The organism is Leeuwenhoekiella sp. ZYFB001 (assembly GCF_011784865.1).
Classification (GTDB): Bacteria; Bacteroidota; Bacteroidia; order Flavobacteriales; family Flavobacteriaceae; genus Leeuwenhoekiella; species Leeuwenhoekiella palythoae.
This window is the reverse complement of sequence record NZ_CP050460.1, coordinates 2,750,076-2,768,481: the sequence shown is the minus strand read 5'-3', so window position 1 is coordinate 2,768,481 and position 18,406 is coordinate 2,750,076. Positions and strand designations below refer to the sequence as shown.

The window sequence follows — 18,406 nt, the reverse complement described above, 5'->3', positions numbered from 1 at the left end:
GCGTGGTGGACGCCGACGTAATTGGGGTTGTACATTGTTGTGCGTAGGTTTTTATTCAATTTTATTCAGTTCAATAGTGTCAGGGTTGGTCGAAAATCCGATTAATTTGTTATTGTAAAACCACATAGTCTCTTGCATACTTGTCAGCTTTAAACTGTCTCCAACCTTGTCGTACATTCCAACTGTTATTAAAGAATCTTTTGATTCTGTTATGATTTCGTCAATTCCGAAATGGTCAGGATTCTCGTTAATTCTCAATACAAACTTTCTATTCTCAATCTGAAAAATATATTCTGTTGATGAATATGGATGATTTTCAATCCAACTATTCCAAAAAAAAGAAAAAATCCAATAGCAGATTATTGTGTTTACAAAGAACAAAAGCGAAATTCTTTTTCTAATAAAGAAAACAATAATTCCAATCAGAATATTCACTCCAAATATTTCAAGCCTGTACGATTCAACTCCAACAGATATGAATGGGTGAGGTTTAATATTACTAACCCAATATTTTATTAAGAAAATATCGATTAGAAAAATCAGAACTCCAATTCCGACTAATAATTTTGTTTCATATTTCGTCATTCTCAACTTACGCACAACGGTCTTGGCTATGGTTTCGTTGCGGAAAACGTCCGCAGGACTTTTCCGCCAAACCTAAAGATAGTAAAGTTGCTCAAATAAACTGTGAGGATTACCGCTGCAATGAACTATAGCCGGTGTTGTGGTTAGTTTTTTTTATCAGAACACATTTGTTAGTCCTATTAAAATTCCCCAAATCAAAGCGTTTATTCCGATTACTAAACCTATTATTGAAAAAATCCTAGTTTCTATGGCTGTAGTCTTTTTTACAATTATTTTGATTGGATCTGTTTTGATGTTATTCTGAAACATTCTTTTTGAACTCAACATTGATTTTTTAGCAATTAAATCATTCAAATTTTTAAAAGTCAGAGTGTATTTACCCTTTTTATTTATTTCAAAACTCCAATATTCCAATCCAATTGTTCCATTTTGTCGAAAGCGATAATTAGGGAATGTTTTATTGAGCTTAATTAGATTTCCATTTTCTGATTTAAGTTCAGCCTTGAAATTTCCTTGATTGTCAATAAATCCAACTCCCAAAAAACTAAGAGAATAAAGGCCGTTTGATTTTAGTTCTATTTGTTTGGTTTGGGAATCAAGATTAAACTCGGCTAACTGTCTGTTTTTACTTGATTTTATCAAAATTCTGATTGAATAAATCAAAAGCAAAATTCCAATTATTCCAATAAATATAAACGTTAACTGCATTTTTATAAATTAACCACAACGGTCTCGTATAACCGTCAGTTACGGGATTAAAGTTAATGTTTTTCGGTTAAGCACTGACGTTAGCAATTCCGAGTGGATTCGGACGTAGTCGAATCCGCCGTAATTGCGGTTATACATTGTTGTGGCACGTTTTTTATAACGCTTTGTGAATTTTTAATAATTCGCTTACAATGTCTATAACATCTTCCTTTTTATCAACAGGGATTTCAGCTCCACGATGCAGCGACTTACTCGTTCCATCTCTGTAAGCTTGAATTCTAATTACATCAGAACCTGGCCAATCTTTATCTGGCGCTCTATTGGCACTTTTTACATAAGTCAACCTGATATTTTTAATTTCCGTGTATATATTGCCTTTACTATCTCTTTCCATTCTGTTTCTTTAGTTTAAAATCGTTGTCATATTTTTTAATGAGTGTGTTTATGACAATTTCGCTTTCTTCAATAATGCGCTTTGCGGTACTTTTCTTTTTAAATTGTCCACTATGTGCTATCAAGTTCCGTTCTTTATTTATGTCCCGAACTTTTTTATTCAGTTTTTTAAGCTCTTTTTGAAATTCAGAACCTTTAAAAATCGGGACTAATAATTTGTCAAATTTCCCTTGTACACCATTCGCCCATTTTAGCAAATGGTTCACGAATTCAGGCTCAAGATTTCGTTTAAGTTCTAATTCTTGTCGAACTACATAATTAGCTGATATTTCTACAGCTGTTGATGCTCTTAATATTGCCGAAGACCATTCTTCTCGTGAAAAAAGTCCATTTATTTTAGTCCAATTCGATTGAATTTTTTCAATATCAGTTCTCTCGCTATAATCTTTTTTCGTTTTCATTCATATGTGCCACAACGGAATTGTATAAGATTAGTTGCGTGGTTAAGCTACGTATTTAACAAATACAAACCGAATAGAAAATCCGCGAGGATTTTCGTAAGTAAGCTTGCACTAGCAATTAATTTTATACGGTGTTACCCACAGTTTATTTTCTCGTTTAATTTCCAATTATCACTTACCGTTTTGAATGCACAAGGATTATCCCTCATCCATTGTGTACCAAAACAATGTTCGTCAGTTATATCTTCTTCTGCTCTTTGGCATTGAGCATATAGAGAACAAATAGTATCCTCATTATATTCTAGCACTCTTTCAATAACAATACTTTGTCCCAAAAGGTCAAGGAATTCTAAAGCTGGATTATCTTCATTTCCTTCTTTAGAGCCTAATGGATAAAATTCGTATCCTGTAATCGTTCTTATATGTGGAATGCCATAGAAATCAATTAAATTTTTTAGTTTTTCGTTATTGTCTAATTCTGAGTATAATAATTCTAATAGAGGTGAAGTGTTTGCTTTAACTGATTGAATTATATTTTCAAACATTTTTTCAAAATGATGTAACTCTGCATAAATAGAACCAGAAAGAGTTTCTTTAAACTCATTGATAGTGGAAAGCAAAAAATCTTGAATAGATATTTTTTCTCCTTTATGGACAATCCAACGTTCAACAATATATTTTTGGTAAATTTCTAACCCGTTCAATTCGGGTTCTGTTCGTACTTCTATCAATAATTCATAAAGTGTTAATGCGCTATTTTGAGAGTTTAATGCCAAAATACATAATGCTATTAATTTTCGCTTATCCTCTAACAGCTCTGGATTTAGAATTTTACAAAGTAATTCTACACTTTTATATGGAAAAGTAGGATGATTAACTTCATCATCATAATATAATTGACATAATCTAGCCATTCCTTCCTTTACACATAAGTTCCCTAATTGAATAGTTTTTATAACTTTCTCTCCCTTAACCAAATCAAAATGCACCACTTTAAATGTTCTGCCATTATCAACATTTTCCTTTAGGTAAACTTTTATTTGGTCGTATTCAGGACTAAAGGAATTTTTCGTACCGTAGTATCTATCAAAGACTGCTTTTCCTTGCGAAATTCCATTACTAAATGGTATTTCCTCAATCGGAACAGTTAGATGTTTAGATTCCTTTATATGTTTTTTAACTTCGTAAAGATGATAGAAATATAAAATACTATTGTTTAATCCAAAAATGGTTGTTATGTTTTGAAGATAGTGAGTGTATTCGTGCACAAATGTACCCAAATCATTTTTCTGTAAATTTTGAAATTCAATATCAAATTCTCCATTCAAGAAAATAGAAAAGAAATGAGGTTTATAAAACCCTCTTAATTCGTATTCATTATCGTTCATTTCTCAAATTGTGGGTAACGGTGGCGGTATGGTTAGTAAGGGTTTGTGGGCTTTTTACCTATCAAGGTAAAGCGAAATTTGGAGCGGGTTACTACGCCCCGAAAACCACTGAGCCCCTTATTAACTATACCGCGTGTTGGGTGTATGTTGCTTTTTTTAAATTCCGATAATTTTCAATTTAGTCCACGTCTTTATCCAATTCTTTTGCTCAATTCTTTCTTTATACTTATCAATTTTTGTCATAAAATGAGGTGTTGGAACTACAATCAAACGATATAGGTCACTTAGTCCAAATGGTAATATAAACTCAAGGTTATCATCATCCTTCAATCTAACTGCAATTGCTGTACACGTTTCTGGCCATTTTGAAATAGCATCCTTAAACGATACATATTCATCTTCATTATTCCAGAAATGCATTCTCGCCTGATTTTTTACTGACCATTTTATATTTGGAACTACTTTGAAAAGTTGTTCTTCAATCCTCTTATCATGTTCCTTTGCATTACTTAATTTGTCAAAGTATATTATATCTAAATCTGCTATTTGACTTATTTGTGAATACCCATGCAATTCATCCCATACCAAATTTCTAACAGCTCCACCACCTAAATATAATTCTGGATTTGTATCCCGCAGTTTACGAAGAAACGTATCAAGAATTGAATTTTTAATTAATGATGAAGTATGTTCTATTAAAAATTTTTCATCAAAAATGTCAACACTCAATTGAGTTGTTTCATTTTTAATTTTTTCTTTTTCACTGAATGATTTTTTTGCTTTAATAAATTCTTTGTCCGAATTTGGAGGAATAACACTTGTAATAGTCAAGTATTTATGACGAAATGAATCGACAATATTTTCCGTTATTGCTGAAGAATTTATTCGCCATTTTTCAATAATATCATTCGCTTCATTTATTATCGATGTTAGAAGAACAATTGCTCTATCTGACTCTGACTGCTTCTTATTGAAATGAAATACTAAATGCAGTATAACATTAATAAATAGGATAAAAACGAAAAGATTAAATAGAAATTCAAAAACTGATATATCGATTGTTATCCATTTATTAATCAGTAGATGCAAGTTACTGATACCATAAAATCCAATAAAAGTGATAAATGAAGAAACAACCACAGTAATCACATTTTGAATATTATTAATAAGTCCATATTTCTTAGATTTATTGGAGTGAATCTGTCTTAATATTTTTGACTTATGTCTGTAATCGTTAATTCTTTCCATAGTTAAATATCTTTACGTGCATGTTTTTTTTTGCAATTACACCCAACGGTCTTGGCTATGGTTTCGTTGCGGGAAATGTCCGCAGGACTTTTCCGCCAGACCTAAAGATAGTAAAGTTGCCCTAATAAAGGGTGAGGATTACCGCAGCAATGAACTATAGCCGTTGTTGCCAGTAGTTTTTATTTTTTAAATATCATTTTCAAATCCGCAATTAGATAAAATCCAACAAATCCAAAAGTTCCCAATGCTAAAATATATTGACCATTCGGGATTATTAGAAAAATGTTAAGTCCGATTAAAAACAGACAAAACGGATATGTAAATAATCTGATTAATATATTTTTCAGTGACCATTCTTTTTCTGGTTTCTTTTCCTCAACTTCTATGTCCAAAATCTCAAATATTTCGTCAAGTTGGTTTTGCTTTTCGAATTGGTAAAGTTTTCTAAAAACTGTAATAAAAATCAGCAAGAAAACCGAAACAATTAATATTGGCAACCAATTTTCCAAAAAGTCAAAATAGGTTGAGAAATTGCTAAAAACAAAGTATAGAATTCCGATTGAAAATAATCCAACGATTGTTTTCCCTATTGGATTTAATTTGTCCGTTATATTTGTCAGATGATTATTTGCGTTTAATTCAAACGTGAAAATTGGATAAAAAGCAACATTCCACATACTTTGATTCCAAACTTTTATTTCATTCCGACCAATTTCTCCTTTTGGTCTAAAATCACGAGAAAAAACATTCCATAAATGATTAAGAAAAGTGTTCTCTTTTCTCAATTCAATTAGTTTTTCTATGTCTTTTTTTGTGATTTCCAATGTTTTTTTCAAATTACTGGCAACGGTCTTGGCTATGGTTTCGTTGCGGAAAACGTCCGCAGGACTTTTCCGCCCGATTTAAAGATAGTAAAGTTGCCCAAATAAACTGAGAGGATTACCGCAGCAATGAATTATAGCCGGTGTTGTGCATAGTATTTTTTAGTCAAATCCAATTTCAGAGTAATATAATCTTTTGTCCAATTGAATTACTTTATAGGATGCTCCAATAATTTCATCATTTCCGAAATTCCGCGGTTTTTTATTAAAGTCATAGATTATCCGTTTTTCTTGGCCAAATATGTTTCCAGCCCTTTTTATAAAAATAATCAGACTATCATTTTCCTCGATAAAACCAGAATAACTTAGATTTTTCCTTCCGCTATTTTTTACAATTAAGTCAATATCCAAGTCTCGAACATCTCCGATTATAAATTCGTCTATTTCGTCTCTGTCATAAGTGCCGTTGTCATACTTGCCAATTTTAGAAGTCAAATCGGACAGTTCAGTTTTATAATCCAAAACTCTTTTTTCATCGAATGGATTACAAGAAGTAAAAGCGATTGCTAAAATGACAAGAATTAGTTTTTTCATATTATGCACAACGGTCTCGGCTATGAGTAGTTGCGTGGTTTAGCACTTAACTTTGCAAGTACACACCAAACTGAAAATCCGCAAGGATTTTCAGAAGTAAGCGAAAGCAAGCAATTACTTATAGCCATTGTTGGGCACGTTATTTATTCCAGTTATTAATAGTTTCATTTACGAATTCAGAGACATATTCTGAATCACTATCCTCAAAAGTTAGAATATAATTCTTCGCCTTTGTGCCTTTCATTTTTGATAATGCCATTAGATAGTAATAACAATTTCCATCACTTCCTTCTCTTTCTTTTTCGCTTATCTCAATAATGCGGTCAATTGAACTCTTGTTATTTAGGTTTGCAAGTCCAATAGATGCATTTCGGTTCATTGAAAATCCCGAATCTTCATTATGAATAACATCTTTGAAAATTCCTTTGTGTTCTTCATTTGGAAATTTAGACAAATACTCTATTGCAGTTCTTTTCCATTCAGAGCTTTCGTATGTATTGTAAATATTTACATAAATAGTTTGAAGAGAGTCTACATTATTATTGATTAGGATTTCTGTAATGGGTGAGACGCGTTTTCCTGGTTTTTTAAGTAATTCGATAAGCTTTGCAATTACTGTTTTTGATTTAGTATTTTTTAATGCATCTACAGTCCAATATCGAACAGAAGAATCTTCGTTGTCCATATAGTTCAGAAATATTTCTTCTGAAACGGAATCTTCTCGATTTTCAAGAACTCTAATTAATTCTTTTTGAATAGTTAGATGTTTTGTTGTTTTTAAAGTTGTTTGAACATCATTTAACAATTCGTCAGAGAATAGAAGTGGTTTTCTTAAAGTATTGAAATAGTACTTTTCAGGGATTTCTCTATTTGAAACCAATTCAAGCCAATATTTGACGCTTTCAGGGTTCTTTGATTCTAAAAATCCATTTAAAACGTCTTTGTCAACAGTTTCTTGGGAACTAGCAAGTTGTTTTAAATAATCTACATCTTCCTTTGTTGGACTATTTGCCAAAGCTTCTATAGCAATAGGACGAGTTTTTGTACTGTCTAATAAGGGAATAAAAGTCTCTTTTAGATTCCCTATTTCTAATTCTTTCACGGAATATATTGCATAACCTTTTATATTATAATCCCAATTCTTTACAGCATCAAGTAATAGCTTTACAGTCTTTTCATTCTTTCCAGTTTTTGAAAGTAATTGTGCAGAAAGAACTTTAGCCTTTAGGTTTGTACTATTAATTCTGTTGTAAGCAGTATTTTGAAGTGAATCTTTGTTTAGTTGGAAATACATAGGTATCATATGACTGTCTCCAAAATTCTCGTTCTCAATTAAAAAGTCAAAAAGAGGTGTTGTATGGCTTGATTGTAAATACATTAATGCCATTCCACACCAAATTAAGTTTCCTTTGGTTTCCTCTGTTTTTAGTTTTTCTAAAAGTGTCTTTTCATAATTCTTGTCTCCAGCTCCAGCAATTACTAAGTAAGAAAGTAGTCTTTGGTTTGGATTTTCTGAATTTAGTATAGTCTGGATATTATTTTTATAATCGTCTGTTTCTTTAAACTCGGAAAGTGGATATTGAACTATTCGTTCATTTTTGAAACTTGCAGTAAGTTGAGTTATGTCACTATGAGGTGTTAGTAAATTAGAATATGTTCTGAACATCTCATTCAATTCGGATTCGCTAAATTCAGATTCGGTGGCTTTTATAAAATCCTTTTTAAATTCGTCAATATTCTGTCCGAATGAAGCGAATGAAATTAAAAATGTTAGTAAAATTATGATGTGTTTCTTCATTTCGTTCTAATGTGCCCTAACGGGTTTGTGTATGGCTCGTTGCGGGAAATTTGGTAAAATTTTCCGCTGTAAAACTAAGATAGCAAATTGCATTGTGTTCCGATTAGGAATTCAGCCGCAATGAGCTATACACGGTGTTGGCAAATCGTTATTTTTTAATTTATTTGTTTCATTATTTTACAACCTAACTCAGTCCAACTTTTAGTTTCATTTTTGGGAAAAACAACTTCTCCATTATAACCTTCTCCTTTTATTCCAATTCTACATTTTTCAGGAATATTTTTTCCGAATTCTTTTTCCGCAACTTGGAATAAGTCAACTCGATAGTTGTTTAGCAAATGAAATGCCGCAGATAGAACCATTCCACGAGGGTCTTCATATTCATCCGCTAAATATTTAATCAGAGCGTGTTCTTCAAAAAGTGACCTTTGGTCAGTTACTCCGTCAAAATCATCTTCGTCAAGTTCTTCATCCTCAATGTCAGTTGGCATTCTGGGGATTTCGTATAATTCCGAAAGTTTCTCGAAAGCTATTTCCGCTTTTTCAGTTAAAGTTTTGTCTGTTGATTCGATTTCAACGATTAGGTTATTGAGTTTCTTGTCTGTATTTATCCAATGTGCTACTGGGTTCTTTTCCATATGTTTGGCAACTCGTTATATCAGGATAAATATACCTATTATCCCTTTATAATTTTCGGGATAACAGGAACTTTTGTTCCTGTTTATCCAGTTTAAATTTGGCGATCACCGAGTCTAACGGGCTTTTAATAGCGCTAAGATCTCTTTGCGTTACATGGGTGTAGATCATTGTAGTTTCAGGTTTTGAATGGCCTAAAAGCTCCTGTATATGCCGTATGCCTACGCCTTGTTCAAGTAAATGCGTGGCGTAGCTGTGCCGCAAAATGTGTGGCGTAATGCGTTGCGCAATCCCTGCTTTTTGAGCATATACCACTAGAAATTTTCGCACACTGCTCGCACTATACGCTTTTCCGTTAGGCCCCTCTATAAAATACCGCTGTGGCTTGTGGGTGTTTAGATAATTAAACAAAAGTGGCTTCAAGTAAGCCGACAGTTGAGCATAGCGATTTTTTCTGCCTTTGGCATTTCGTATAAAGAGTTGATTTCGGTCTGGGTCCAGATCTTTCAGCTCTAAGTTTAAAAGTTCGCTTATGCGCAAACCACTGCCATAAAGCACGCAAATAATCGTACGGTGCTTGAGATTCTTTGCTGCCTGAACCAATGAAAGAAATTGCTCCTGCGAGATGACCTCCGGTAATTTTTTAGACTTTTTGGGTCGCGTTAGACTCAATGCTGCGATTTGCGTTTGCGGAAAATAGGTAGTAAAAAGTTTGAGTGCGCTTATAAATTGGCGCTGACTACTAATGCTATACTTACGCTGAATAAAAACCTGCTCAATAAAAAGTTCAACCTGGCGGTTGGTATAATCTTCAAAGGCGATCTTGTGCTGAAATTTTACAAATTCTGAAACAAAGAAGGTATAGGTTTTGATCGTGCTCTGGCTGTAGCGTTTTCCTTGCAAATACCGGTAATATCCATTTAACACCGAACGCTGCGTTGCTGTAAGCGGTTGTGTTTCTTTATTAGAAGATTGCCGCGCCGTATAACTGGAAGTATCTATTGTACATAACGCTGCTAAAACAGAATAGATGCGCTTCAGATTTTCTGGGGTATCTAAAACATACCATACGCGATGGGTTTGACTCCATTGCGCTTGGAGCTCATGCTTGATGACGGCTTTGAGCCCATCGTGATAGGCAAACTGTAAACCTATGTGGTTCAGATTGCGATGGCGCATATTCAAAAGCTTTACGATAGGTGTCATATTACTAGAATACATTTTTCTTTAATACACACTCTTAAATTATTGATTTTGTGCGAGATAGTTGTTTCTGGTTAGCAGGCGTGTTCCTAAAACAGCACTATCAACGTGCATCTTCAACCAATGTTTAACCATAGTTTAACCGTTGTTTTAGCGTTAAACCCCAGTGTTTATGGGCAAACAATGCTTAATTAACGGTCATTCTATGCTTAAGGAGCGAACAAAATCAATTGAAAACTAGGTTATTAGCGCCACTATTTTTATTTTAGAATACTGAAAGTCAACAAATTAATTGTGTTATGGGGTTGATGGTAGATACTAATAAAGGAATGTTGACCGGGCTGGTGGGTTCGGTAGTGTTTGTAAAAGGTAAGAATGGAGAGGCTATCGTGCGTAGCAGGCCCATGCGTAATACGATCAAACCAACACCCAAAAAGCAACAAAGCTGTGACCGGTTTGCGGTGGTGGGTGCGTTTATAAAACCTATGTATCCCTTTTTAAAAGTGAGTTTTACAGATTGGCTTAAAAAGCGAACCGCTCGGGATGCAGTGCGCAGTTATACCCTTAAAAATGCAGTGAAACTAGAGCAGGGAAAGCCGGTGATCGACTATCCCAAGTTCCTGATCAGTACCGGGAAGCAGAGAGCTTATCAAGCTGTACAACAGCATCGCGCAGATAAGGAATTAGTTCTAGAATGGCAGCCCGATAGTACCCAAGCCTTCGCCCAGTCTGACGACCTGCTTAGCGTGGTGGGTTATGCGCCGCAAACCAGCGAGTATGTGTTTTTTGAAGCTTGTGCCACACGCGCTGCCGCACAGGTACAATTGGAGCTTCCGAAAGCGCTCGCAGAGGCACCGGTGCACCTCTGGGCAACCTTCAGTACTTTTAGCGGGGATAGCTATGCCTATAGCACTTATTTGGGTTTGCTCTAAGGATTTAAGAAACTACGACTTAACTTGTATGCGCTTAAGTAATTGCTAAATATACACTTTACGAGCAGCAAGATCCTCTAACGAGGCTTCATACGTCTGCGCTTTACCTAGGTTCTGGGTCGGGGGTTATAGCCTAAACGTGCCGTGGTGCGTTGATTTATGATATATGTCGTTTAGCGTAGTATAGATAGTTGTTCTATTTCCACATAGCTTGCTAATAAATACAAAAGCGGTTTGAGTACTCACTCAAACCGCTGGTTGATAATTGCACTGTAATGCGTGTTTTTATGTATTTACAGTTAACCCATATATTTGTCTAAGAAAGCAAGTACTTTTTCCGGGTGTCTTCCAAAATAGTTATAACCATCTTTAAAGCGTAAGGGTGTATTTTCAATCCAATGGATTTCTTTTTCCTTACTTCCTAAAAGGTCAAAAGTCTTTTGACCATCTTCAGGGTTTTTAGTCCAGGCATCATCTTTCACCTGAATCATAAACACAGGCATTTTAACATCGGGTGCAGCCGTATGTGGGGTCATTTCGTCCATCAGCCATCCGCCCATTTTCATGAGTTCAAAATCAACTAGGTCTAGATATTGACTAACGCCTTGTAATTCTGAAAACGCTTCATAAATAGCCCGCATAGAAACAACCATTGGGCTTACCATACAAGTCACATTTTCAAATAATTCTGGTCTGCGGCTAATAGCTTCATATTGTGAGTTACCACCCATACATTGGCTATAAAGCGCTACTTTCATTTTGCTTAACCTTGGGTGATTGTCCACATAGGTTTTAACCCCGGCACAATCGCGCCATTCTAATTGTCCTATACCGCTTACCCCATTATTAGAAGCGCCACTTCTTCCGTGGTTTCTTATGTCATAAGCTAATACATTGTAACCCGCATCAGTTAAATGTTTCATTTGGATTACAAAATCAATTTCAACATTGTCATACCCGCTAAAAGGCAATCCAAAATGTCCTTGAAAGCCAGAGCGACACATCGGTAATGCGTGATTAAAAATAACCAGTTTATTGCTTTCGCCACCTTTTGCAGAAATGTACCAGCCGTCTAGAGGCACACCATCTATACCGTGAAGAAATACATCTTCCCACTGAGTCATTCCATAATCATCTGGAGTTTTGTGTAAAACGCTTCTAAAAGGTTTACAAACATTGGCTAAGCCTAGCACTTTTTCATAGTCTGATTCAGATATTTCATTCAATTGCTTAACAGCATTCTCAATACGTTCTTTAGACATTCTTGACGTATGCGTAGCTGCTCTTTCGGCTCCTTTAAGATTCACTTGATTTTCCATAGTAGTAGATTTTAATTATTACTATAGCAAAATTAGAAGGTGACCCGTGCTCCTTACTAAAACAGATTACTTAAAGACTGAAACAAATTACTGATTGCGATAAACACTAGGGGTAACACCAACTTCTTTCTTAAAGAATCTCGAGAAATAGGTGGGGTAATCGTATCCCAAACTATACGCAATTTGGCTTATTGGGAGTGAAGTCTCCCTTAATTTTAATTTGGCAAGTTTAATCACGTAATGTTGAATATGGCTTTGAGCAGATTCTCCGGTGAAGTGTTTTATGACATCCCCGAAGTAGTTGGATGAGAGATTAGATCGCTGGGCAAAATAACCTACAGATGGAAGCTCCTTAATGGTATCATCGCTGCTAAAAAAGTCTTCCAGGTTCTTGCGAAAATCAGTCACAACTTGATTGTAAAGTAAACTTCGGGTATCAAACTGGCGCTTATAATATTTTTCTATATAGGTCAATATTAGATTTGCATAAGAAGTAACTATAGCCTTCGAAAATTGGGTCGACTGATATTCAGCATAAGCCTTGGTAAAAAGATCTAATAAGATTTGTTTTTCATCATCCTTTACAAATAAGGCTTCATGATCATTATAATGCATAAAGCTATACCGCTTCGCATAGGTGTCAAAATAATCAGCGCTAATGAGGAGATTATAGCCTGTCATAGGTTTATCAAGATCCCAGGCAATGTGGTTGTTCGGGGCATCAAAATAAAGAAGTGATTCGGTGTGGTCAAAATCGGTTTGACCATAATCAACGGTATTGTCAAAATCTAATTTTAAAGCTAACAGATAGAAATCAATGACTACCGGTTCTGATTTTAAAGGAATTTTACTCTTATCATCATAAAGAATCATCAAGAGATCATCATCTTTGGAATCGGTGATATTTAAGTACTTCGCAAAATCTGGTATGTTGAATTTTTGACTCAAAGGATATGTGATTCTTAAATTAGATTGATGTTTGCTCTAAAGATAGGAAAAGCATAGACAACTTGATTTTAGAAGTGCTCTTTAAACCGAAAATATAGCGTTGGGAATTCTTCTGAATTATTGATGGAATGCTTACGCGCCAACTACTACCATACTACAATGATCTGGGTCTACTGTACACGCTTAACCAATTGCATAATATACGCTTTGCGGGCCATAAGATCATCTAGAGAGGCTTCATAAGTCTGTGTGGCGCTCAGTTTTGGAAAGCTCAGTTTGCCTTTGGCTAGGGAGTTACTCACTAAGAGGTTTCCATAGTTAAAGGCGAGAATCATCTGCTGTAATCCGTCTTTGGGTTGGGGTTTAAAGCCTAAACGGTCCGCGGTGCTTTGATTCACGATATAGCTCGTCCAGCGTAGTGTAAGCGGTTGTCCTTCTCCCTCATAGTGTTCAATAAGATGCAAAAGGCCTTCTAAATACTGTTGCAAAATAAATGCCGTACGCACGTTGCCCGACTGTTTAAAGTCTAAGACATAGACATAGTCAAACAAGGTGCCGCCGTGTAGATTGAGCACGCCGTCTTTTGGCGCTTCAGCTAAAAGGAAAACAGAATGATAGGTAAGCTTTTCGGCTTTGACCATTCCGGGGACATCTACAAAGGGTGCCAGAAGTGTGATGAGTATAAAACAGATCAAAATTCCTATAAACAGCAAATGCAACCACCAGGACAGCAATACAGCTAAAAAACCAAGCATAACGGTAATGCCTATGGCATACAGCATAGCGCGGTTTTGTTCAGCAGAAGTTTTAGCGAAAAAAGGATGGTTAAAAGTATGGAGCGACAAAACTGTTTGTTTAGGGAAACAATTTTAAAAATTTCTGCGGAATCGGATCTACTAGTTCTACAAACTTTTGCGTTGCAGGATGTGTAAACCGAAGCTTATGCGCGTGTAGATACATACCTTTTCCCTGAAGCAGGAGTTCTTTGGGGCAATAATCCCGATCGCCTAAAATAGGATGGCCTATTCCGGCTAGATGTTTTCGCAATTGATGGCGTCGCCCGGTTTGGGGTTCCAGACGCACGAGGTTGAGTTGTTTAAAACGGGGTGAAGCTACTGAGGCTTCTACAGTATAGTTTGAAATGGCTACTTTGCCATCAACAGGTGTATGGATAATTCCTGAAGTCGGCATCACGCCAACCGTCACCGCATAATAGGTTTTACTGATTGCTTTGTTCTCAAAAAGCTGATTGAGCTGGCGGATGCTTTCACGGGTTTTACCTACTAAAACAGCACCGGTGGTTGCATAATCCAAACGATGTGCCGGTTGCGGTGTACAAGCATCAGCTAAGCTGCTTTCTTCTAAATTTTGAGGAAGCGCGCGCGCCAATGTTTTAAAGCTATTCCCGCTTACTAAAATTCCGGCAGGTTTGTGTACCACGGCCAAAAATTCATCCTCATACAGCACATCTAAGGCTAACCGAAGCTTTTTTTGGTTCTTGTGCTGTTGTGGAACTTCCAAAGTTAGCACTTCACCACCTTTGATCCAGGTAGCCGTACTCGCCGGGGCACCGTTAATCTTGATGTAGCCTTTCTTCAGCAGTTTCTTTAATGCCGATTTGGTTGCTGCAGCCTTAAAAATACCCACGCCATATTCTTGTAACCGTAAGGGGTTTTCCTGAGGAGGGACGGTATGGGTTTCGGAAGTGCTGATGTGTTGCTTTTTAAAGAAGAGATTATAAAAAAACTGAGGCTTATGCGGCTTTTTCTCGCTTAAAAACGGCTAAGAATTTTTTGGTATTGGCACCTTGAAAGAAGAGTCCACCTTCAGAAATCGGTTCCATTTTAATCAATTCCCAACCGGCTTCACCCACCGGTCAAATTTCTCATCAATTTCCGCTTGAAAGCTTTTTTTTCTAAAATGAGCTACACTCACCGTGATGATCTTGTATTCAAATTTTTTCATGATTGTTTTATGTGCTATAGGTTAAAAAGAAACTACTGCTGCAGTACGTAAAAAATAAAGTACGGCAAAGGTACCTAAGCTTCCCACGGCTAATGTGCCTTGCCAGTAAAACACACGGCGCGTCCACGTGTTCCATTCTTTTTTGCCATACATCTTCTTAAAATGTGGATATGTGTCAAAATAAAAGGCGGCACTGATCACTATAAAAAATAAGCATGCAAGAAGGTAAAAGCTGTTCATGGTAAGAATTTTGAGATTGATAGCTCAAGATAGGATTTTTAAAAAGATCTACAGCTGTTGTATTTAATACGTGAACTATAGCAGCTAAGGATTACTGTATTCCGGGTAATCCTTTATGCCTCAAATCTGCATAAACCTCTTGGACTCCGTGATAGCTCTTTGCGATGTCTATTGCAATTGCATATGTTATCGAATCACAAACAACCAATTCACTAAACATAAAAGCGGTATGCCACATCAGGCAAACCGCTTTTAAATGCTGTTGTAGAAATCAACTCATTTAAGCCGGAATGATATGCTTTGCTTTCAGAGTATCAAAAAGCTCAAAAAAGGAATCTCGAGTATCTTGATAGGCGGTAAAGCCTAGTTTACGGGATTTACTCATATCCGTCATCACCTCGATTGGTCGCCCCAGATCAAGGTCGGTATGCCAAGGTGAAGCTACCCGGTTGAGGTCGGTTTCTACTAGGTTGCGCAAGAGGTCGAACTTACGATCATAAATGTGATACACAGGGTAAGAATATGTTTCATAGGCTGTTTTTTGATGGACCTATAAATTAAGCATATTCTTTAGGATAAGCGTGGGGTTTGTGGTTAAATGATTGGTTTTTATAGAGATAGGTGGTGTTTTTGTTTAGGTCTGTTCTTTAGAAGAGTGTTTGAACGGAGTGAGGGAGATTGTAAAACTTTAGATATATTTTCTTTATTCCTCCTTATTTACAATATACTCATAAATAGAATTAATTATCTGTCTCAGCCCTTCATCAAATTTCCCAGCATCTATAGTTTTAGAAAAATCAATACCTTGATAATTAGTACTTAGTATAATTTTTCCATCTTGTGTAGAAATGTCCAACGGTATATTTACATTATAATTTAGATCAAAGTTGAATTTGGCAAAATCATTTTTCTTTAAAATATACTGTTTAGTATTTGAAGATTCAAATAGAGTATTTTCATCTAAGCGGATCGTTTTTCTTAATTTATCCTTCTCCTTTATTGTAGTTACTTGAATGATTTCGTACTCTTTATGCTTGTCTTCTTTTAGTTCGGTTGTAATTGGGGGTAGTATTTTTTCAATTATAGCTTTGTCTTTTACATTTATTCGAGAGTATGGTTTTGATTTAGAATTTTTAACTTGTAGTTGAAAGTTTGGATTTTCTGTGATTTTAAAAATAGGCTCAAAGATTTTTTTTCTATCTTCTTCCGTGTAGCTGTATATTATGTTTTTAACAGCCTTTTCATCATAATCGTCTAGAACAATGTCCTTGTATTTATAACCAACACTCATAGCCCATCCTCTAACTTCATTGTCCTGAATTGATTTTTTCATTATTTTATCTACCGCAAGACCGATTTCAAAACTTCTAAAATTTAAATCGACCATTCTATAATCAAGGTCTTCAGATAAACGACTGAATAAAGAGTTTAATTTCTTTTGATCTGAAACTTGATGTTTGAATGATTCAAAAAAATCAGCCTTTAGAAAGCTTTTGAATGAGGCTGATATATTTTTTAAAAGGTATCCAGCTAATTCATTGAAACCGATAGTGTCAGCATATTTGTCATTTGTTGGTGCTAGACGAATATAAAAAGCTTCTTTTTGAAGAGTTCGTAAATAACTTTTACTTTCAAAGTCTTTAATTAACTTATAATAATAAGATTCATTAGTTGGCTCATATGTTAAATACGAATCTTCTGCTGGTAGGTAAGAATCTGGAAGAATATTGCTCTGAGTCAAACTAGTATTCTTTATAACACCTTCAAAATCTTGCTCAATTTTATAAATAAAGTTTTTGTTTGAAGTGATTACATCTTTTAAGCTAATTTGCTTAGTTAAATATGCAAAGATGACAGTTTCCTCTAGCTCAAACATCAAATAGATATCAATTCTTTCGATTGTATCAACTAGGTAAAGTAAAAAGTGTTTACCGTTTCTAGTAAGATGTGTTAATATTGGTTCATCGAGATATATAATATCCTCAATCTTTTCAAATTGACTTAAGTCAAAGGCGCTATTGTGAGTTGATTTATTCATTATCGCCTACTATTTTAAAATTGTCCACAACATTAAATTCTTCCTTAGGAAAGAATGTATAATGCTTCTTGTTTTTGGAACCATATTTTATGCCGTGTTCATCACTAATTGTAGCTTGTGCAATGTTTGCATAATTCACTCTTTTATTTTTTGATAGATTTTTCAACATCTCGTTGGCAGAGTCAAATGTGCTAAATACTGAAAGTCCCCAAGCAATACAGGTATCTTGAAATTTTGGTTTTAAAAGTACAGCATTTGGAGTGAATGATTTTTCAGACAATTCACTTTCTACACAGCGAAACAAAATTCTTTCCCCTTTCTCGTTGTTTGCTGGGCAATCTTTTATTTTCTCGATGTCTTTTTGGAATTTCAATTTCATTTCACTGTTTTTAGGCTATTAAATGGTATGAAATATGGATAAATCTACATCATACTTATTACAAAATCAGCAATAAAGCCAACTATTATAACTAAAAGCAATAAAAAAAGCGACAGCTCTTAAAGAACTGTCGCTTTTAAATAAAATTTGTTTTGCTAGGCCTAATCGGCGTAGGCGTGTTTGTATGGTTGACCTTGTAAGATCTTCAGCATATCTTTTTCAAGACTTTCAATAGGATATTCTACAATGCGGCCCAATTCTGTACCATTCTTACTAAAGATCAAAGTAGGTACACGCTTGATGTCTTTGCCTTTTTCCAGTCCTTCAGGTGTGGTTTTAGAACGATCTACTGTGATGAGTTCGACGTCTTGTGTTTTACCTGCCGCATCTAAGATCTTATAGAAGCGAGGCGTTTCTCGTTTACTATCGCTGCACCAGGTTCCCATAAAAACGGTGACATCTACATCTTTCAGTAAGGGTTTTAGCTGTAAAACCACATCCTTATCAATGCTGTATTCTTTGTAATTGGGATTAAACCACGAACCAAAAGTACCTGTTTGTAATTCCATACGCTCCGTCTCACCGGTGAGCATTTCAGGTTGTTGCGGCGTTGCCGGTTTAGCCGGTGCTTCCGGTGCTGCGGGAGCCTCGGGAGCTTTAGAAGCAGTACTCGTGGTGGTTGTGGTGGTCTTGCAGCTTACCAGTGCGCCCAATGCAAGGGCTAAAAGACCTGTTTTATACGTTTTCATA

The 18,406-nt window shown here is 35.5% G+C and carries 21 protein-coding genes; 1 reads left to right on the top strand and 20 read right to left on the bottom strand.

Translation table 11 applies throughout. The features are described 5' to 3' along the window. Positions 1–51 precede the first annotated feature (51 nt). The 11 genes from HCN54_RS11990 to HCN54_RS11940 form a co-directional block, all read right to left on the bottom strand. Positions 52–585 (bottom strand): hypothetical protein, encoded by a 534-nt coding sequence (locus HCN54_RS11990; RefSeq protein WP_167597980.1) that lies wholly within the window; start codon positions 583–585, stop codon positions 52–54. A gap of 156 nt (positions 586–741) precedes the next feature. Beyond that, positions 742–1,293, bottom strand: coding sequence for a hypothetical protein (locus tag HCN54_RS11985; RefSeq protein WP_167597979.1), 552 nt, complete (start codon positions 1,291–1,293; stop codon positions 742–744). A 154-nt stretch (positions 1,294–1,447) separates the two neighbouring features. After that, positions 1,448–1,687 (bottom strand): hypothetical protein, encoded by a 240-nt coding sequence (locus HCN54_RS11980; protein ID WP_167597978.1) that lies wholly within the window; start codon positions 1,685–1,687, stop codon positions 1,448–1,450. After that, positions 1,674–2,147, bottom strand: a complete 474-nt coding sequence (locus HCN54_RS11975; protein WP_167597977.1) for a hypothetical protein — start codon at positions 2,145–2,147, stop codon at positions 1,674–1,676. The genes HCN54_RS11980 and HCN54_RS11975 overlap by 14 nt, the downstream gene beginning before the upstream one ends. A 134-nt stretch (positions 2,148–2,281) precedes the next feature. Further along, positions 2,282–3,535 (bottom strand): hypothetical protein, encoded by a 1,254-nt coding sequence (locus HCN54_RS11970; protein ID WP_167597976.1) that lies wholly within the window; start codon positions 3,533–3,535, stop codon positions 2,282–2,284. Positions 3,536–3,691: 156 nt separating this feature from the next. Next, positions 3,692–4,783 carry a nucleotidyltransferase family protein gene (locus tag HCN54_RS11965; protein WP_167597975.1) on the bottom strand — a complete coding sequence of 364 codons (1,092 nt, stop codon included), beginning with the start codon at positions 4,781–4,783 and terminating at the stop codon, positions 3,692–3,694. 179 nt (positions 4,784–4,962) lie between these two features. Continuing rightward, positions 4,963–5,607 (bottom strand): hypothetical protein, encoded by a 645-nt coding sequence (locus tag HCN54_RS11960; protein ID WP_167597974.1) that lies wholly within the window; start codon positions 5,605–5,607, stop codon positions 4,963–4,965. A gap of 159 nt (positions 5,608–5,766) precedes the next feature. Next, entirely contained in the window at positions 5,767–6,198 is a 432-nt protein-coding gene (locus HCN54_RS11955) for a hypothetical protein (protein WP_167597973.1), read from the bottom strand. 139 nt (positions 6,199–6,337) lie between these two features. Then, positions 6,338–7,996 (bottom strand): HEAT repeat domain-containing protein, encoded by a 1,659-nt coding sequence (locus HCN54_RS11950; protein ID WP_167597972.1) that lies wholly within the window; start codon positions 7,994–7,996, stop codon positions 6,338–6,340. A 155-nt stretch (positions 7,997–8,151) separates the two neighbouring features. After that, complete coding sequence (locus HCN54_RS11945) at positions 8,152–8,634, bottom strand: hypothetical protein (RefSeq protein WP_167597971.1); 483 nt, start codon at positions 8,632–8,634, stop codon at positions 8,152–8,154. Positions 8,635–8,680: 46 nt separating this feature from the next. Next, positions 8,681–9,838, bottom strand: coding sequence for a tyrosine-type recombinase/integrase (locus tag HCN54_RS11940; protein WP_167597970.1), 1,158 nt, complete (start codon positions 9,836–9,838; stop codon positions 8,681–8,683). Between the two features lie 296 nt (positions 9,839–10,134). On the opposite strand from HCN54_RS11940, the gene HCN54_RS11935 reads away from it, so the two are divergent. Then, on the top strand, positions 10,135–10,767 hold the full coding sequence (locus HCN54_RS11935; protein ID WP_167597969.1) for a DUF6266 family protein: 633 nt from the start codon (positions 10,135–10,137) through the stop codon (positions 10,765–10,767). Positions 10,768–11,066: 299 nt separating this feature from the next. On the opposite strand, the gene HCN54_RS11930 is transcribed toward HCN54_RS11935, so the two are convergent. The 9 genes from HCN54_RS11930 to HCN54_RS11890 all read right to left on the bottom strand — a co-directional run bounded on the left by HCN54_RS11930 (position 11,067) and on the right by HCN54_RS11890 (position 18,405). Next, the gene (locus HCN54_RS11930) at positions 11,067–12,086 is read right to left on the bottom strand and encodes an alpha/beta hydrolase family protein (protein WP_167597968.1); all 1,020 of its coding nucleotides are present in this window, start codon (positions 12,084–12,086) and stop codon (positions 11,067–11,069) included. Between the two features lie 87 nt (positions 12,087–12,173). Further along, positions 12,174–13,034: a helix-turn-helix domain-containing protein gene (locus HCN54_RS11925; protein ID WP_167597967.1), complete on the bottom strand. Its 861-nt coding sequence runs from the start codon at positions 13,032–13,034 to the stop codon at positions 12,174–12,176. A gap of 170 nt (positions 13,035–13,204) precedes the next feature. Then, positions 13,205–13,816 (bottom strand): hypothetical protein, encoded by a 612-nt coding sequence (locus tag HCN54_RS11920; RefSeq protein ID WP_167597966.1) that lies wholly within the window; start codon positions 13,814–13,816, stop codon positions 13,205–13,207. Between the two features lie 73 nt (positions 13,817–13,889). Further along, the gene (locus HCN54_RS11915; RefSeq protein WP_240924880.1) at positions 13,890–14,681 is read right to left on the bottom strand and encodes an RluA family pseudouridine synthase; all 792 of its coding nucleotides are present in this window, start codon (positions 14,679–14,681) and stop codon (positions 13,890–13,892) included. A gap of 339 nt (positions 14,682–15,020) precedes the next feature. After that, positions 15,021–15,239 carry a hypothetical protein gene (locus HCN54_RS11910; protein WP_167597965.1) on the bottom strand — a complete coding sequence of 73 codons (219 nt, stop codon included), beginning with the start codon at positions 15,237–15,239 and terminating at the stop codon, positions 15,021–15,023. A gap of 280 nt (positions 15,240–15,519) precedes the next feature. Continuing rightward, positions 15,520–15,750 (bottom strand): NAD-dependent dehydratase, encoded by a 231-nt coding sequence (locus HCN54_RS11905; protein WP_167597964.1) that lies wholly within the window; start codon positions 15,748–15,750, stop codon positions 15,520–15,522. A 192-nt stretch (positions 15,751–15,942) separates the two neighbouring features. After that, positions 15,943–17,277 carry a hypothetical protein gene (locus HCN54_RS11900; protein ID WP_167597963.1) on the bottom strand — a complete coding sequence of 445 codons (1,335 nt, stop codon included), beginning with the start codon at positions 17,275–17,277 and terminating at the stop codon, positions 15,943–15,945. Further along, a complete protein-coding gene (locus HCN54_RS11895) occupies positions 17,270–17,656 on the bottom strand; it encodes a hypothetical protein (protein WP_167597962.1) in 387 nt (128 codons plus the stop codon). Before HCN54_RS11895 ends, HCN54_RS11900 begins: the two co-directional genes overlap by 8 nt. A gap of 161 nt (positions 17,657–17,817) precedes the next feature. Then, positions 17,818–18,405 (bottom strand): thioredoxin family protein, encoded by a 588-nt coding sequence (locus HCN54_RS11890; protein WP_167597961.1) that lies wholly within the window; start codon positions 18,403–18,405, stop codon positions 17,818–17,820. Between the last annotated feature and the right edge of the window lies 1 nt (position 18,406).

What these genes read in the sequence shown, in the direction of transcription:
- HCN54_RS11940 (WP_167597970.1), bottom strand. Translation starts at nt 9,838, where the DNA reads ATGACACCTATCGTAAAGCTTTTGAATATGCGCCATCGCAATCTGAAC.
- HCN54_RS11920 (WP_167597966.1), bottom strand. Translation starts at nt 13,816, where the DNA reads ATGCTGTATGCCATAGGCATTACCGTTATGCTTGGTTTTTTAGCTGTA.
- HCN54_RS11985 (WP_167597979.1), bottom strand. Translation starts at nt 1,293, where the DNA reads ATGCAGTTAACGTTTATATTTATTGGAATAATTGGAATTTTGCTTTTG.
- HCN54_RS11890 (WP_167597961.1), bottom strand. Translation starts at nt 18,405, where the DNA reads ATGAAAACGTATAAAACAGGTCTTTTAGCCCTTGCATTGGGCGCACTG.
- HCN54_RS11930 (WP_167597968.1), bottom strand. Translation starts at nt 12,086, where the DNA reads ATGGAAAATCAAGTGAATCTTAAAGGAGCCGAAAGAGCAGCTACGCAT.
- HCN54_RS11935 (WP_167597969.1), top strand. Translation starts at nt 10,135, where the DNA reads ATGGGGTTGATGGTAGATACTAATAAAGGAATGTTGACCGGGCTGGTG.
- HCN54_RS11895 (WP_167597962.1), bottom strand. Translation starts at nt 17,656, where the DNA reads ATGAAATTGAAATTCCAAAAAGACATCGAGAAAATAAAAGATTGCCCA.
- HCN54_RS11975 (WP_167597977.1), bottom strand. Translation starts at nt 2,147, where the DNA reads ATGAAAACGAAAAAAGATTATAGCGAGAGAACTGATATTGAAAAAATT.
- HCN54_RS11945 (WP_167597971.1), bottom strand. Translation starts at nt 8,634, where the DNA reads ATGGAAAAGAACCCAGTAGCACATTGGATAAATACAGACAAGAAACTC.
- HCN54_RS11980 (WP_167597978.1), bottom strand. Translation starts at nt 1,687, where the DNA reads ATGGAAAGAGATAGTAAAGGCAATATATACACGGAAATTAAAAATATC.
- HCN54_RS11990 (WP_167597980.1), bottom strand. Translation starts at nt 585, where the DNA reads ATGACGAAATATGAAACAAAATTATTAGTCGGAATTGGAGTTCTGATT.
- HCN54_RS11965 (WP_167597975.1), bottom strand. Translation starts at nt 4,783, where the DNA reads ATGGAAAGAATTAACGATTACAGACATAAGTCAAAAATATTAAGACAG.
- HCN54_RS11950 (WP_167597972.1), bottom strand. Translation starts at nt 7,996, where the DNA reads ATGAAGAAACACATCATAATTTTACTAACATTTTTAATTTCATTCGCT.
- HCN54_RS11910 (WP_167597965.1), bottom strand. Translation starts at nt 15,239, where the DNA reads ATGAACAGCTTTTACCTTCTTGCATGCTTATTTTTTATAGTGATCAGT.
- HCN54_RS11900 (WP_167597963.1), bottom strand. Translation starts at nt 17,277, where the DNA reads ATGAATAAATCAACTCACAATAGCGCCTTTGACTTAAGTCAATTTGAA.
- HCN54_RS11970 (WP_167597976.1), bottom strand. Translation starts at nt 3,535, where the DNA reads ATGAACGATAATGAATACGAATTAAGAGGGTTTTATAAACCTCATTTC.
- HCN54_RS11955 (WP_167597973.1), bottom strand. Translation starts at nt 6,198, where the DNA reads ATGAAAAAACTAATTCTTGTCATTTTAGCAATCGCTTTTACTTCTTGT.